We start from the raw sequence: 16,155 nt of genomic DNA, 5'->3' as shown, positions 1-16,155 counted from the left end.
CGCACTTAGCTTTTATTTTTTATTATTGATTTTACGTTTTTTAACACCTCTTGGTTTACTTTTACAGGGTATTTTTCTTTTAAAGTACTAACCCAAATATTTTCTTTATGGGTTTGATAATCGCTAATTACATTACCTTTAGCTTCTTCAAATAATTTTTGAGTTTGCGGTAACACCTCTTTAATTTGTACTAAAACATAAGCATCATTATGTTCGTAAATTTTAGAAACTCCTTTTTTAAAGGGCAGTTTTTTGGGCAATAAAGCATTATTGGCATCCATAACCTCTGTTGTAAAAATAACGTTGGTATTGCCATTAGTATTTAATTGCGATTTTATTGTATTAGCTAACACACCTTTGTTTAGCATTTTAGCAACTTTTTTTAATGTTTTTTGCTTTGAAGCTGAAGCTACAACAGCATCAATTTGCTGTGGTGTTTTATAGTTTTCTTTATTGTTTTGGTAGTATTCTTTTATGGCAACAGAATCTGTTTTTGAAGCATTCCAAATGGTATTTTCCATTAAATCGAACAACAACAAGCCATCTCTGTATTCAGATAGTACATGGGCATAGTCTTCATTTTCAAACTCTAAACGAGCTTCTTTATAGGCCACTAAAGTTTCATTTAAAAATGTATTGTAATGCTCATTAACAAATGTATTTAATGGTTTTTTTATTATTCTACCTTGCTGTTTTTCTAACAAATACGTTGCAAAATTATTGTATGTAAAGGTTGAATCTGCAATAGTAAACAATGTTGTTTCTGCATTGAAATTTTCTGGTAAACGCCAACTACGCTTAAAATAATCTTCATTTAAAATAGACACAAAATATGGTATTGCTGCATTATTTTCGGTTAGGTTGTATTGTTTTTTTAAGCTGTTGTATAAAGCATCATCTATAAGTTTTGAGCGATCGTCTCTTTTTACTTTTGTTAACAAATCTGCTTTAACATCTTCAAAAGGTGGTATTAGTTTTTTATCAATTAGTTTAACAATATGCCAACCATAAGCCGATTTAATAGGCTCTGAAACATCACCTTTATTTTCTAAAGCAAAAGCTACTTTTTCAAATTCTGGCGCATTTAATTGTCCGCTAGAAAATGGCGCCATTTTTCCACCGTTAACTGCTGAGTTTTTATCATCTGAAAACTGTTTAGCTAAACTCTCAAAGGTTTCACCTTGTTTAAACTTGTTATAAATTTCGTTTATACGTTCTTCAGAAGTATTTAAAGTATCACCTTTTTTTTCTGTTACCATAATATGAGCAACGGTGCGCTCTCCTTTAGATTTTCTTTTATCTAAAACCTGAATAATATGGTAACCAAAACGCGTTCTAAAAGGCATAGAAATTTCGCCCACGGGTGTATTGAAGGCCGCATTTTCAAAACTGTAAACCATTTTAAAACCAGAAAAATATCCTAAAGTTTCACCAAACACATTTTTACCATCGTGCTTTTGCTTCATAATGGTTTCAAAACCTTGATTTAAAGCTGCTTCTCGCCATTTTAAAAGCCTGTTATAAACAACCAAAGTATCACCTGGGTTTGCATTTTTAGGTAGTTTTATTAAAATATGGTTTGCATTAACGTCAAACGAAATTCTTTGGTAAGCTTCTTCAAGTAAAGCATCGGTTACTTTAGTATCTTTCATAAAACTTTTAGCAAGTTGCTTTTGGTAGCTTTCTAACTCTGTTTTGTATGATGCTTTTTCATGAAGTTTTTGTGCTTTAGCTTCCTTTAATTTTAATTTATAAGTGGTAAATAGTTTTAAGTATTCATCTACATTTCTTTGAGATTCGTCTTTTACCAAATCTAAATTCTTATTGTAAACTCTTAAAAATTCAGACACATAAACAGGTTCATTGCCAATTGTAAAAAGTACTTCATCTGTTTTTAACTGTGCATTACAAACACTAAAAAAAAGTATTGATACTAATGTAAATAAATATGCTAATTTCATGGATTAAAAATTATTCAAGCGGCTACAAAAATACTAATATAAAGCTATTATGCAAGTAACTCTAGTTTTGGCAATGCTTTATTAATTAACTTAAATAGTTAACTAAAATTGTGCTACTCAATTACATTTAAAACACTTGTTTTAACACCAATTTAACACTCTTAATTCAATTGTACCATAAATTTTTCAAATAGACCAAATACCACATTTTTTATGGGTGTAAATTGCACCCCGAAATCTATTTTAATTTATGAAAACAACTATTCAATATTTAACAACCTTTGCTTTATTAATGAGCTTTACCTTTTCTTTTGGGCAACTAAAAGGTAAAATTGTAGACGAAACAAACACCCCTTTAGAGTATGCAACCGCTGCTATTTTTAACCAAAAAACACAAGAACTAATTACAGGTGTTATTACTAATATAGATGGCGAGTTCACTTTTGAAAACCTAAAAAAAGGCACATATTATATTGAAGCATCTTTTATTGGTTATGATGTTACAACCTTAAAAAATATAACAATTACCAATACAAAAAGCACCACAAATTTGGGTATTTTACAATTAAAACTTGGCAATGCGTTAAACGAAGTTGTAGTACAAGCAGAACGCGCTACCGTTGTAAATAAAATTGACAGGCAAGTTTTTGATGCCGAAAAATTTAAAAATGCTCAAGGAGGCTCTGGTGTTGATGTTATTAGAAACCTACCATCTGTAAGTATTGATGGCCAAGGTGAAATTAATGTAAGAGGTAGCTCTGGTTTTGTAGTTTTACTTAATGGAAAACCAACACAGGGTAACGCAAGCGCATTAATGGCGCAATTACCTGCTAATGCTATTGAACGTGTTGAAGTTATTACGGCTCCTTCAGCTAAATATGACCCTGAAGGAAAAGCAGGTTTAATTAATATAATTACTAAAAAAGGCGCTACAAATGGCGCATTTGGCCAAATAAACATTAAAGGTGGTTTACCTTCTATTGAAACGTATGATAATGACAAAGCGCACCAACGATACGGTATTGATGGTACTTATAACATGCGAAATGATAAATGGAACGTTTCTTTAGGCGCTAGCTACCAACGTAACGATTTAGGCGGAAGACGCGAAGGCGATGTTTACACTATTATTAATAATACGCGCACACAATTTCCATCAACTGGCGAACGTAGTTTTGATGAAGAAAACTATAGCGGACGCTTTACTGTAGATTTTACACCAGATGACAATAACACATTCTCTTTAGGCTTTTTTGCCGGTAAACGCAGTAAAGACAGGTTAGCTGATATTGTGTATTTTGATAACCACGCCATAACACCTGCCAATGGCACTGATGCTGATAGAGATTATACATTTCAATATTTCAATCATAACTTAAGAATTAGAAAAAGTGATTTTGCTTTGGGTAGTTTTGATTATGCACACACCTTTAATAACAACTCTAAATTATCTACATCATTTTTATACGAATACACACTGTTAGGTGGCCCAACCGTTAACCAAAATTTAGGACATCCTGATAATTCAATTCTTTATCAAGATGAATACAACACCAATGACAACCCATTAAACGGTTTGCGCGCACAAATAGATTATAGTTTTAAACCTTTTTCTTTTGGTACTTTAGAAACTGGATATCAATACAGAAATTTAGATCATACAGGCGATTTTGTATATGAAAGACGCACAGATTTTAATGATGATTTTGTATTAGTTCCAGAATTTTCAAGTGAAGTTAACTTAAAACGAAGCATTCACTCTGTTTACGCACAACTTACAGGCAAAAAAGGAAAATGGGATTACAGCGCCGGCGCTAGAGTTGAAGTTAGTGATAGAACTTTAGATTTAAAAGATAAAGCCAACACCATAGATGAAACCTATGAATATGACTTTACTAAACTATATCCTTCGGCCTCTATTCAATATGAAATAAATGACAAAACAAACATTAAAGCCGCTTATAGCAAACGTGTAGAGCGCACAACAACATTTAAAATGAATCCGTTCCCAGAACGTGAACACTCTGAAACGTTAGAACAAGGAGACCCAAACCTTAAACCAGAATTTATTGATTTAGTTGAACTTGGTATTACTAAAAAAATTAAAGGCGGTAATTCTATTTTTGCTACAGGTTACTTTAGAAATGTAAAAAACTTAGTAAACAGAGTAAATACCATTTATAATGATACTATTTTAAATAGAATTTATTCAAATGTTGGTAATGCCAAAGCAATTGGTATTGAAGTTGGTGCCAACCTAAAACCAACAAAAAACTGGAGTAATTTTATTGGTGCAAATATTTATAACTATAAAATTGATGGCGAGTTTGATAATAGAGATGTAAACTCAAAAGCTACCATGTATTCAATAAACTTAAATTCAACATACAGTTTTTGGGAAAATGCCTCGCTTCAATTCACCTTCAATTATTTATCTGATAGAGTTACAGCACAAGGTGAAGACTCGCGTTACTATTCACCTAACTTAACTTTTCAAAAGGCGTTTTTAAATAATAGGTTAACCGCTACCCTACAGTGGCAAAATATTGATATGGGACTTTTAGATACTAATGAGCAACGCATTACAACCTTTAGGCCCAATGAATTTTACACCACAACAAATTACATTTACGAGGTAGATATGGTTACACTAAACTTAACCTACACCTTTAAAAACGGTAAAAACAAAGCTAAATTTATTGATAGTGAATTTGGTAAAAGAGAGTTTTAAAACACACACTTAATAATTTTTTTTAATAGCGATTTTTATTCAATAAAAATCGCTATTTGTGTTTTTAGGTATTTTAAAAACAACAATTAAACTATCTTTGTCCATTATAAAATAATACAATGCGTATAGATATTATTACCGTTTTACCAGAATTACTTAAAAGTCCGTTTGAAGCTTCAATTTTAAAAAGAGCCATTGATGCTAATTTGGTTGAAGTTCATTTTCACAATTTAAGAGATTATGCTACCGATAATTACAAAAGTATTGACGATTACCAATTTGGTGGTGGCGCAGGTATGGTTATGATGATTGAGCCTATTGACAAATGTATATCTGGCTTAAAAGCCGAAAGACATTATGATGAAATAATTTATATGACACCCGATGGCGAAACCCTAAACCAAGGTATTGCCAATCAACTATCACTAAAAGAAAACATTATTATTTTATGCGGGCATTATAAAGGTGTAGACCAACGCGTGCGCGATCATTTTATAACCAAAGAAATATCTATAGGCGATTATGTTTTATCGGGTGGCGAATTAGGAGCTGCCGTACTTTGTGATGCGGTAATTAGGCTAATTCCAGGCGTTTTAGGCAATGAAACCTCTGCTTTAACAGATTCTTTTCAAGATAATTTATTAGCACCACCAATTTACACACGCCCAAGAGAATATAACGGATGGAAAGTACCCGAAATTCTGTTTAGTGGTAATTTTCCTGAAATTGAAAAATGGCGCGAAAACAAAGCGTACAAACGCACCCAAGAACGCAGACCCGATTTGTTAGATGAATAGTATTTTAAACACTAACATCTAACAATAAAACAAAAAACTAAACCTTTTACTTTCTACTTATAACTTTTTAATTATATTTGCAGCCAATTTCGGGTTAACCTCTGGCGAAAATCGTGAATGTTGTTCTGAATCAACCATTTATAAAATAAATACAAAGATGGAATCTTTAGTAAAATTTGTACAAGACGAATTTGTAACAAGAAAAGACTTACCAGAATTTAGTGCTGGTGATACTATTACTGTTTATTACGAAATCAAAGAGGGTAATAAAACAAGAACACAGTTTTTTAAAGGTGTTGTAATACAACGTAGAGGATCTGGTGCTTCAGAAACTTTTACAATTAGAAAAATGTCTGGTTCTATTGGTGTTGAGCGTATCTTCCCTGTAAACTTACCTGCATTACAAAAAGTTGAAGTTAACAAACGTGGTAAAGTACGTAGAGCTCGTATTTTCTACTTTAGAGGTCTTACTGGTAAAAAAGCTAGAATTAAAGAGCTTAGAAACAAGTAAAATTTCTACAAAAACATATAAAAAAAGCCTTGATTATAAAATCAAGGCTTTTTTAGTTATTAACAAAAGTTGATAACTATAGTTTATAACCTGTTGATATTTAAATATTTAAAAAACGTTATTTTACACCAAAATGTTTTATATTTACAATAGATGCACAAATAAATAATATTGTTTTCATTTCAAAATTATAAAAGTGCATCTAAAAATAATGTAACGTTCTTTATTACACTATTGTTTTTCTAGGTTTTAAAAGCATCATGTGTATGTGTGATTATTTATAAACTATGATACTATATTCAAACTGTATATTATGAAAATTAAATACAAAATATAGTTGAAAGCTTAAACACCAGTACATTCTGTAAATTAATCAATGCTATTGTTTTAGTTTAACTAAGTAAAAAGATTAATAGCATTAAGAAAAACAATACTTTTGAGCATTTGGTAATTAGGTCAATACATTTTGAAAATTAACAAATGTTCCTCCTTGAAATAGCTTTTAAGCTTTTCAAAGAAAAAGCCATATCAAAGCAGATTAAATTCTACAGTGATATGGCTTTTGTTTTTTAACAAACAAAGCTCCTTTTCGTTACAAAAAAAGTAGTGGCTAAGCAGTTTTTTACCATTATAAAAATTATATCTTTCTTAACATTTTCATTTTGTAATTAGGCTGTTATATCTAGTCTAATTTTGTATATTCGCATCGCTAAAAATGTATCTTCTATTTATCCAAACAATTTTTAGCAACCATTTTAAACAAAAAAAGCAATACTAATGTCTAAAATTATTTATACAAAAACCGATGAAGCTCCGGCTTTAGCAACACGTTCTTTTTTACCTATAGTTCAGGCTTTTGTTAAGTCTGCAGGAATTAACATAGAAACCAAAGATATTTCTTTGGCCGCTAGGATTTTAGCTGTTTTTCCAGACTATTTAAACGAAGATCAGCGTGTTCCAGATGATTTGGCATTGCTAGGTGAATTAGCTAAAAAACCAGAAGCTAACATTATAAAATTACCTAACATTAGTGCTTCTATTCCGCAGTTAAAAGGTGCAATAAAAGAATTACAATCTAAAGGTTTTGCAGTTCCTGATTATCCAAATGAACCTCAAAACGACACTGAAAAAGATATAAAAAACCGCTACGATAAAATTAAAGGTAGTGCCGTAAACCCTGTTTTACGTGAAGGAAACTCTGATAGACGCGCACCTAAAGCGGTTAAAAACTACGCAAAAAAGAATCCGCATTCTATGGGTGAATGGACTAGCAATTCTAAAACACATGTAGCCACCATGCAAGACAATGATTTTGCACACAACGAAAAATCTGTAACACTACCCAAGGCTACAAATATTAAAATTGTACATACTGATGTAAACGGAACTGAAACCGTTTTAAAAGATAGTTTCCCAATTTTAGAAGGCGAAATTATTGATGCAACAGTAATGAACAAAAAAGCATTAGTAAGCTTTTTAGAAGCCCAAGTAGCTGATGCTAGAGAAAAAAACATTCTTTTTTCGCTACACATGAAAGGTACCATGATGAAGGTAAGCGACCCTATTATTTTTGGGCATGCAGTAAAAGCTTACTTTAAAAATGTATTTGAAAAATATGGCGAAACTTTAGAAAACATAGGTGTAAATGTAAACTCTGGTTTAGGAAATTTACTAGAGCGCATTAACGAATTACCTGCCGATAAAAAAGCTGAAATCGAAGCTGAAATTGAAGCTACCTACAAAAACGGGCCTTCAATTGCCATGGTAAATTCAGATAAAGGTATAACAAACTTACACGTACCAAGTGATGTAATTATTGATGCCTCAATGCCAGCAATGATAAGAACATCAGGAAAAATGTGGAACGCTAAAGGTGAATTACAAGATACCAAAGCAATTATTCCAGATAGTAGTTATGCAGGTGTTTATGCTGCAACTATAGATTTCTGTAAAAAACATGGTGCTTTTGACCCTACAACAATGGGAACTGTTCCTAACGTTGGTTTAATGGCTCAAAAAGCTGAGGAATACGGATCGCATGATAAAACTTTTGAAATTGAAGCTAACGGAACAGTAACTGTAATTGATGATGCTGGTAACAAATTAATGCAACACAACGTTGAAACTGGAGATATTTGGCGTATGTGCCAAACTAAAGATGCTCCTATTCAAGACTGGGTAAAACTAGCTGTTACACGTGCAAAAGCTTCTGAAACTCCTGCTGTATTCTGGTTAGATAAAAACAGAGCTCATGATACAGAACTTATTAAAAAAGTAAACACATACTTAAAAGATCATGACACAAACGGATTAGATTTAAGAATTTTAGCACCTATTGATGCTACGCTTTTCACTTGTGAAAGAATTAAAAATGGCGAAGACACTATATCTGTTACAGGAAACGTTTTACGTGATTATTTAACAGATTTATTCCCAATTTTAGAAGTTGGTACTAGTGCTAAAATGCTATCAATTGTTCCATTAATGAATGGTGGTGGTTTATTTGAAACTGGTGCTGGTGGATCTGCTCCAAAACACGTTGACCAATTAGTAGAAGAAAACCACTTACGTTGGGATTCTTTAGGTGAATTTTTAGCCTTAGCAGTTTCTTTAGAGCATTTTTCTGAAGTTAACAATAACGCCAAAGCTAAAATTTTAGGTGAAGCTTTAGATGATGCCACTGAAAAACTATTAGAAAACAAAAAAGGCCCTTCTAGAAAAGCTGGCGAGTTAGATAACAGAGGTAGCCATTTTTACCTTGCTATGTATTGGGCCGAAGCTTTAGCTAACCAAAACGAAGATGCTACTTTAAAAGAAGAGTTTAAAACCATTGCAACGGCATTAGCTAATAATGAAAACACCATTGTTAATGAGTTAAACAGCATACAAGGTAACCCCACAAATATTGATGGCTATTACATACCTAACGAGGCTCTAACTAGTAAAGTTATGAGACCAAGTGAAACATTTAATAAAATAATAGGTTAAACAAAAAGCCTAACAACTTGTTAAAAGCTCCTTTTCTAGGAGCTTTTTTTATACATTTATAAAAAATTGTTATTGCATGAAAACCTCTTATTTGTGGGTACTCTCCATTTTTTTCTGTTTTTCAATTAATGCACAAGAAAAATTTACGTTAAGCGGATCCATTTCTGAAGAAAAAAGTAACGAAACCCTTATTGGTGTTAACATTATTTTTCCCGATTTGCAAACCGGTACAACTACTAATGAATATGGTTTCTTTTCAATAACGCTTCCAAAGGGTACTTATAAAATGTTAATCAGCTATTTAGGCTACACTACCCTTACTGATACTATTCAGCTTAATACTGATATTACCAAAAACTTCAGTTTAAAAAATACCATTGAAGATTTAGATGCCGTTGTAATTACCGAAAATATTGAAAAATTAAGTATAAAAAAGCCACAAATGAGCGTTAACAAGCTCACGTCTTCAACAATAAAAGAAATTCCAGTTGTTATGGGTGAAGCTGATATTATAAAAGCCATTACCCTTTTACCTGGTGTAACATCGGTTGGCGAAGGCGCCTCTGGCTTTAACGTACGCGGTGGTGCTGCAGACCAAAATTTAATTCTTTTAGATGAAGCTACTATTTATAATTCATCACATTTATTCGGATTATTTTCTGTTTTTAACCCAGATGCCATTAAAGATTTAAGTCTTTATAAAGGCGGAATTCCTGCACGCTATGGCGGACGCGTTTCTTCGGTTTTAGATATTTATCAAAAAGAAGGAAATAGCAAAGAGTTTCACATGAATGGGGGCATTGGTTTAGTTTCTAGTAGGTTATTGGCCGAAGGCCCTTTAAAAAAAGACAAAGGTTCTTTTTTATTAGGCGGAAGATCTAGTTACGCGCACCTATTTTTACCACTTTTTGATATTGAAAACAAGGCCTATTTTTACGATTTAAACACCAAATTAAGCTATAAATTAAACAGTAAAAACAATATTTACTTATCTGGTTATTTTGGAAGAGATGTGTTTAGTATTGAAGATACTTTTGAAAACACCTATGGCAATACGGTTTTAAATTTTAGATGGAACCACCTGTTTTCTGATAAGCTTTTTTCAAACTTATCACTCATTTACTCAGATTACGACTATAATTTAAAACTTAATTTTGTTGAGTTTGATTGGATATCCGGTATTAGAAACTTCAACATTAAATATGATTTTAAACATTACCTTAACAACAAAATAAAACTTCAATATGGCTTAAATAGTATTTATCATAAATTTAATCCAGGTGAAATTAACCCAACATCTTCAAGTTCAGGTATTAATCCATTTAAACTAATAGATAAATATGCATTTGAAAACGCTTTATATTTTGATGTTGAACATAAAATAAGCAAAAAGCTAGCACTTTCATACGGACTGCGCTTAAGTTCGTTTTTAAGGTTAGGGCAAGATGAACTTAACGTTTACCTAAATAACCAAGCTCTAGTTTTTAATAACGATTTAAAAATTTACGAAAAAGCCACACCTACAGATACTGAATCCTTTAATCGTAGTGATGTTATTGAAAGCTTTTTTAACCTAGAACCTAGATTTTCTCTAGCTTATCAGTTAAATAATACAAGCTCTGTAAAGGCCAGTTATAACAAAATGTATCAATATTTGCATTTGCTATCAAACACCAACGCACCAACGCCTTTAGATATTTGGACACCCAGTGGTAAATACATAAAACCGCAAGAGTTGCACCAATATGCTGTTGGCTATTTTAAAGATTTTAATGATAATTTATTTTCATTAGAAGTTGAAAGCTTTTACAAAACCATAAAAAACCGAATAGATTACATTGATGGTGCCGATTTAATTGCTAACAACGCCATTGAACAAGTTATTTTAAACGGTAATGCCAGAGCTTATGGTTTAGAATTTTTATTTAGAAAAAACGAAGGACGTTTTAAAGGTTGGTTAGCCTACACGCTTTCAAAATCTGAGCAACAAACAAAAGGCAGAACACCCAATGAAATAGGTATTAACAATGGCCAGTGGTACAATACACCCTATGATAAAACTCATGATATTTCAATTACATCAAGCTATAATTTAAGCAATCGTATAAAATTAAATGCTAATTTTTTGTTTCAAACCGGGCAACCAGTAACGTTTCCAAACAGCCAATATGAATATAACGGTGTAAATATTCCAAATTTTGGTGCACGTAATGAAAACAGGTTGCCGTCATACAACAGGTTAGACCTAGCTGTTAACTATACACCTAAACAAAAACGCAAAAAAAACTGGAAAAGCTACTGGGTATTTAGTATTTACAACGTTTACAACAGAAAAAATGCAGCATCTATTTCCTTTGGAAAAAACTTTGATAAAATGCAAAATGAAGCTACAAGACTTGCCATTTTTGGTATAGTGCCATCTGTTTCTTATAATTTTAAGTTTTAACATCATGAAAAAAATAATAACCTTATTAACTCTATTTTGTTTAATGTTTTCTTGTGAAGATGTTATTGATGTAGATTTAGAAAACACGCCACCAAGATTAGTAATTGATGCAACACTCTCTTGGGAAAAAGGCACTACAGGTAATGAACAAGAAATAAAATTAAGCTTAACCGCACCCTATTTTGATGTTAATATACCACCTGCAACCGGCGCCATAGTTACAGTTACTGATTCTGATAACAATACCTTTACTTTTAATGAAGAGTTTCAAGGTTCTTATAAAAACTACAATTTTACGCCCATAATTAACATGGAATATAAGCTTACTGTAATTTACGAAAACCAAACCTATACAGCTACAGAAACCTTAATACCTGTTGTTCCTATTGATTTTGTGGAACAAAATGATAATGGTGGTTTTTCAGGTGAAGATATTGAAATAAAGGCCTATTATACTGATCCTGCAAACCAAGAAAACTATTATTTATTTGAATTTGGTAACCATGGAAATATGCCAACCCTTGAGGTTTATGACGATGAGTTTAATAACGGAAATCAAATTTTTGGATTTTATGTTGATGAAGATTTAAAAAAAGATGACCAGTTAAGAATAAAACTATCTGGCATTTCACAACGTTGTTATAACTATATTTTTGTGCTTTTACAACAAACCGATGACGAAACAGGCGATCCTTTTGAAACGCAACCAGCCACCGTTAGGGGTAATTGCGTTAATGAAACCACCCCTGAAAACTATCCGTTAGGCTATTTTAGAGTTACCGAAACTGATGTTTTCACCTACACCGTTCAATAAATTAATGTATTTTTGAACTCATGAAATTTACTAAAACTACTGAACAAGATTCTAATTACAATCACTTAGAAAAAATGAGTGTAATAGAATTGTTAACCAACATTAACAACGAAGACAAAACAGTACCGCTTGCTGTTGAAAAAGCATTACCACAAATAGAAATTTTAGTTTCTGAAATTGTAAAAAAACTAAAAACAGGCGGACGCTTGTTTTATATTGGTGCAGGCACAAGTGGGCGTTTGGGCATTGTTGATGCTTCGGAATGTCCACCAACTTTTGGAGTAGATCATGGTTTAGTAATAGGACTAATTGCTGGTGGTGATACAGCCATTAGAAAAGCCGTTGAATTTGCTGAAGACTCTACAACCCTTGGGTGGGAAGATCTTCAAAACCATAACATTTCAAGTAATGATGTTGTTATTGGTATTGCTGCTTCGGGCACCACACCTTATGTTATTTCAGCTTTAAAAAAATGCAATGAAAACAATATTGTAACTGGCTGTATTACTTGTAATCATAACAGTCCGCTGTCTCAAACAGCACAATTTCCTATTGAAGCTATTGTTGGTCCAGAATTTATTACAGGAAGCTCTAGAATGAAAGCTGGTACAGCACAAAAACTTGTATTAAACATGATTACTACTGCCAGCATGATTCAATTGGGGCATGTAAAAGGGAACAAAATGGTTGATATGCAACTTAGCAACAACAAATTAGTTGATAGAGGCACAAAAATGATAATGAAAGAACTTAATATTCCTGAAAACCAAGCACAACAATTACTAAAAAAATACGGTAGTGTGCGTTTAGCTATTAATAATTATAATGACCAAAACTAATAGAACCGATAAAGATATACTTGTAAAAGGCATTAAATTTATGGCTGGTTCTTTAGGCTGTATGTTTTTAGGGCCAACCTTAATATATATTTCTCAAACAAGTATAAAAAAACCTATTGATACCGTAATTTTAATTATTGGAATTTTAGTAGCTATAACAGCTGTAGTTTTAGCTTTTAAAGGCATTAATACTATTTTAAATAGTATGTTTAAAAAGAAATAATTAAGAAGCCTTTACATTTTTAGGTGTTGTTGGGTTGTAACCAAAACTACTATCATTAAAACTAATTTTTAAACCTTCAAGAATATAGTTTATAATAGCATAATGATGAATGGTGTGGCTATTGGCTTGCGAAAATAGTGAAGCCATGGTATAATGCATTTCAATTTTTCCCATACCCAAATCATCAATAACCTTTACGGTTGTTTCCATTTCTAAATTAAAAGATTTCAAATTATTTTCAATAGAAAATAAATAATCAAGCGCTTTACTACAAGCACATTCTACAGCTTTATTTCTACTTCTTGCAGTTAAATCTATAACTTCACCTTTATGAGCTTTAAAAATACAATCATAAAAATCTAAAATATGCCTAATATGGCAACCTATGCTTGAATAGTAAGGAGAAATAGAAGCATTTTGTAGTTGTTCATTGGATAATTGCACTAATAAGAATCTAGACTTTTCAAGGGTTTTTAAGGTAGCTGCAATAATTTTATCCATAGAAACTAAAATAGTTAAATAATTTGAATTGGAAAATTTTTCATGTTAGTCCGTTTAAATTTCAATAACTTACTCCATATTTCCTTTTTTAAAAATTAAAGTTTTATGGTTTTCAAATAACGCCTTGTATTCTAACAAGATTTCAATATTTTCAGCTTCAAAATCTTTTTTTGTGTGTTTATAATTTGAAATAACTATGCCATTTTCATTTTCAATTAAAAACTTACGGATAGCCTCTTTGGTTTCAAAAACTTCAAAAGTTTGTTTATAATTTATAGGAAAGGCAGCATCTATACGCTTATATGCAACAATTTTTGATTGTTTTGGAATTACTGTAAATGATTTTTCAACAGGGTTTAAAACAATTAATTTAGGGTAAATAACTCCAAAAATTACCATACCTAAAACCATCCAGCTTAACCCAGTAATTGCTATACTTTTTTTAAATTGTGTTTTCTTAATAAAATAATAGCCACTAAAAGCACCTATCATAGCTATTATTAAAAATAAACTGTACCATTTTATTGGTTGCAATTGCTTTTCAATACTAAACGCAATAAATGCACCTATGGGTAAACAAATAGAAATTAAAATAAGGGCAATACTACTCCATTTATACCATTTTAAAGGTTCTTTATTTTCAATTATTCCTTGTAAATAATGCGCTATTAAAACAGCTAAAAAAGGATAACAAGGCATAGTATAATTGGGCAGTTTTGTACCTGAAATACTAAAAAACACAATAAAAACAGCAGATGTAATAAGCCCAAATAAAACAAACGTATTTTTTCTATACAACCAAGCGTTTTTAAACCCTTGAATTATATACACTGAAAAAGGCAACAGCCCTAAAACTACAAAAGCCCAGGTAATTAAAAATATACCTCCGTGCCCCTCCATTTTACTACTAAACCTATTTATATTATGGTTTAAAAAAAAGCCTTCGGTAAATAATCCACCGGTAGCTTTATGCACTGCAAAAAACCAAGGTATAGCAATAATAAGAGTTACCAAACCACCTAAAACGGGGTAATAATTAAACAGTTTTTTAGTGAATAATTCTTTTTTAAATATTAGAAAAGTAAAAATTATTATACCTGGTAATGCTATTGCTACTGGGCCTTTACTAAGTGTGCCTAAACCTAAACATATATAAAAAAATAATAAAAATATTTTGTTTCTATTAATATAAAAATCTAGAAAACAAAACAAACCCATACTTATAAAAAATATTAAATAAGGATCTGGTACTGCTTGATGAAACACTTGTACAAAAAACACACTACTAATAAGTACAAACCACGTTAATATGGCTGTTTGTTTATTAAACAATTTTGCTACAAAATAAAAAGTTCCGGTTATTGTAAGTGCTCCAAAAACCGATGAAAAAAAACGAGCAGCAAAAGCATTTACTCCAAAAACTTTATAGCTTAACATCATAAAAAAATAATGCAATGGTGGTTTATCTGTACGTAAAACATCATTAAAAGTTGGTATAATAAATGTATTATTCATTAACATTTCTCTGGCTGCCTCACTGTTTTTAGCTTCATCTAAAATATAAATAGGAAAGGCGTGTATAAAAAACCCACATATAATTAAGCTAATTATAAAAACACTTAGTAATTTCTTATCATTAAGAATACGTTCTAATAGCATAAAAGAAATAATTTTGATGTTTAGTTCATCAAATTAAATGTATTATGACATTTTCAAAATTAGATTATGGTTACCTTTCTGTTATTATTCCAGTTTATAATGAAGAAGATAATGTGGCCTTATTAACCAAGCGTATAGATAATGCTTTAAAAGGATTTCAATATGAAATTATTTTTATTGACGATTTTTCTACTGATTATACAAGAGTGAATATTTTGAAAATGAATTTACCTCATGTAACTTTAATAGAACTTAGAAAAAACTACGGACAAAGTTTAGCGCTTTCGGCTGGTATTGATGCGGCCAAAGGCGATTATATTATTACAATGGATGGCGATTTACAGAATGACCCAACCGACATTCCTGCTATGTTACAAAAATTAAAAGCTGAACATTGGGATGTTGTAACGGGTATTAGAGCCAAAAGAAAAGATAATTTTGTAAGAACTATACCTTCTAAAATTGCTAATTTTATTATTAGAAAAGCCACAAAATTAGATTTAAAAGACCAAGGATGTGCCCTCAAAATTTTCACTAAAGAAATTGCAAAAGAACTTAATTTATATGGAGAAATGCATCGCTTCATAAATTTATCAGCCTTTTTAAATGGTGCTAAAATTGCGCAAGTACCCGTAAAACATCATGAAAGGCAGTTTGGAAAATCTAAATACGGCTTAGGTAGAAC

At 31.3% G+C, this 16,155-nt stretch carries 12 protein-coding genes (1 of these 12 running past the window's edge); 9 read left to right on the top strand and 3 right to left on the bottom strand.

The annotated features are described in order from the left end of the window. Positions 1-5 precede the first annotated feature (5 nt). Positions 6-1,961 (bottom strand): peptidylprolyl isomerase, encoded by a 1,956-nt coding sequence (locus ACYX4H_RS10265; RefSeq protein ID WP_476236149.1) that lies wholly within the window; start codon positions 1,959-1,961, stop codon positions 6-8. Positions 1,962-2,211: 250 nt separating this feature from the next. Here ACYX4H_RS10265 and ACYX4H_RS10260 point away from each other — a divergent pair, with 250 nt between their 5' ends. The 8 genes from ACYX4H_RS10260 (at position 2,212) to ACYX4H_RS10225 (ending at position 13,310) form a co-directional block, all read left to right on the top strand. Further along, the gene (locus tag ACYX4H_RS10260) at positions 2,212-4,692 is read left to right on the top strand and encodes a TonB-dependent receptor (RefSeq protein ID WP_476236148.1); all 2,481 of its coding nucleotides are present in this window, start codon (positions 2,212-2,214) and stop codon (positions 4,690-4,692) included. A 119-nt stretch (positions 4,693-4,811) separates the two neighbouring features. Continuing rightward, the gene (gene trmD / locus ACYX4H_RS10255; protein ID WP_475294142.1) at positions 4,812-5,489 is read left to right on the top strand and encodes a tRNA (guanosine(37)-N1)-methyltransferase TrmD; all 678 of its coding nucleotides are present in this window, start codon (positions 4,812-4,814) and stop codon (positions 5,487-5,489) included. A gap of 157 nt (positions 5,490-5,646) precedes the next feature. Beyond that, positions 5,647-6,000 (top strand): 50S ribosomal protein L19, encoded by a 354-nt coding sequence (gene rplS / locus ACYX4H_RS10250; RefSeq protein ID WP_147131071.1) that lies wholly within the window; start codon positions 5,647-5,649, stop codon positions 5,998-6,000. Between the two features lie 777 nt (positions 6,001-6,777). Next, positions 6,778-8,988, top strand: coding sequence for an NADP-dependent isocitrate dehydrogenase (locus ACYX4H_RS10245; protein ID WP_476236146.1), 2,211 nt, complete (start codon positions 6,778-6,780; stop codon positions 8,986-8,988). Between the two features lie 76 nt (positions 8,989-9,064). Continuing rightward, positions 9,065-11,434, top strand: a complete 2,370-nt coding sequence (locus tag ACYX4H_RS10240; protein WP_476236145.1) for a TonB-dependent receptor — start codon at positions 9,065-9,067, stop codon at positions 11,432-11,434. Between the two features lie 4 nt (positions 11,435-11,438). Next, positions 11,439-12,248 carry a DUF4249 domain-containing protein gene (locus ACYX4H_RS10235; protein WP_476236143.1) on the top strand — a complete coding sequence of 270 codons (810 nt, stop codon included), beginning with the start codon at positions 11,439-11,441 and terminating at the stop codon, positions 12,246-12,248. 20 nt (positions 12,249-12,268) lie between these two features. Further along, complete coding sequence (murQ, locus tag ACYX4H_RS10230; protein ID WP_476236142.1) at positions 12,269-13,087, top strand: N-acetylmuramic acid 6-phosphate etherase; 819 nt, start codon at positions 12,269-12,271, stop codon at positions 13,085-13,087. After that, positions 13,074-13,310 (top strand): DUF6095 family protein, encoded by a 237-nt coding sequence (locus ACYX4H_RS10225; RefSeq protein ID WP_476236140.1) that lies wholly within the window; start codon positions 13,074-13,076, stop codon positions 13,308-13,310. The genes murQ and ACYX4H_RS10225 overlap by 14 nt, the downstream gene beginning before the upstream one ends. Here ACYX4H_RS10225 and ACYX4H_RS10220 read toward each other — a convergent pair whose 3' ends face one another. Next, complete coding sequence (locus ACYX4H_RS10220) at positions 13,311-13,811, bottom strand: hypothetical protein (protein WP_476236139.1); 501 nt, start codon at positions 13,809-13,811, stop codon at positions 13,311-13,313. 69 nt (positions 13,812-13,880) lie between these two features. Beyond that, positions 13,881-15,470: an ArnT family glycosyltransferase gene (locus ACYX4H_RS10215; protein WP_476236138.1), complete on the bottom strand. Its 1,590-nt coding sequence runs from the start codon at positions 15,468-15,470 to the stop codon at positions 13,881-13,883. Positions 15,471-15,514: 44 nt separating this feature from the next. Between ACYX4H_RS10215 and ACYX4H_RS10210 the strand changes: the two genes are divergently transcribed. Continuing rightward, a protein-coding gene (locus tag ACYX4H_RS10210) for a glycosyltransferase family 2 protein (protein WP_476236137.1) crosses the window boundary here: on the top strand, positions 15,515-16,155 show its 5' portion. Its footprint extends 361 nt past the window's final position; the window shows 641 of its 1,002 coding nt (coding positions 1-641); the start codon lies at positions 15,515-15,517; the stop codon falls past the right edge of the window.

The sequence above is a fragment of the Seonamhaeicola sp. ABD4_340 genome (assembly GCF_056312135.1).
Note: the sequence above shows the minus strand (reverse complement) of the source record. Positions and strands in the feature narration are given on the sequence as shown.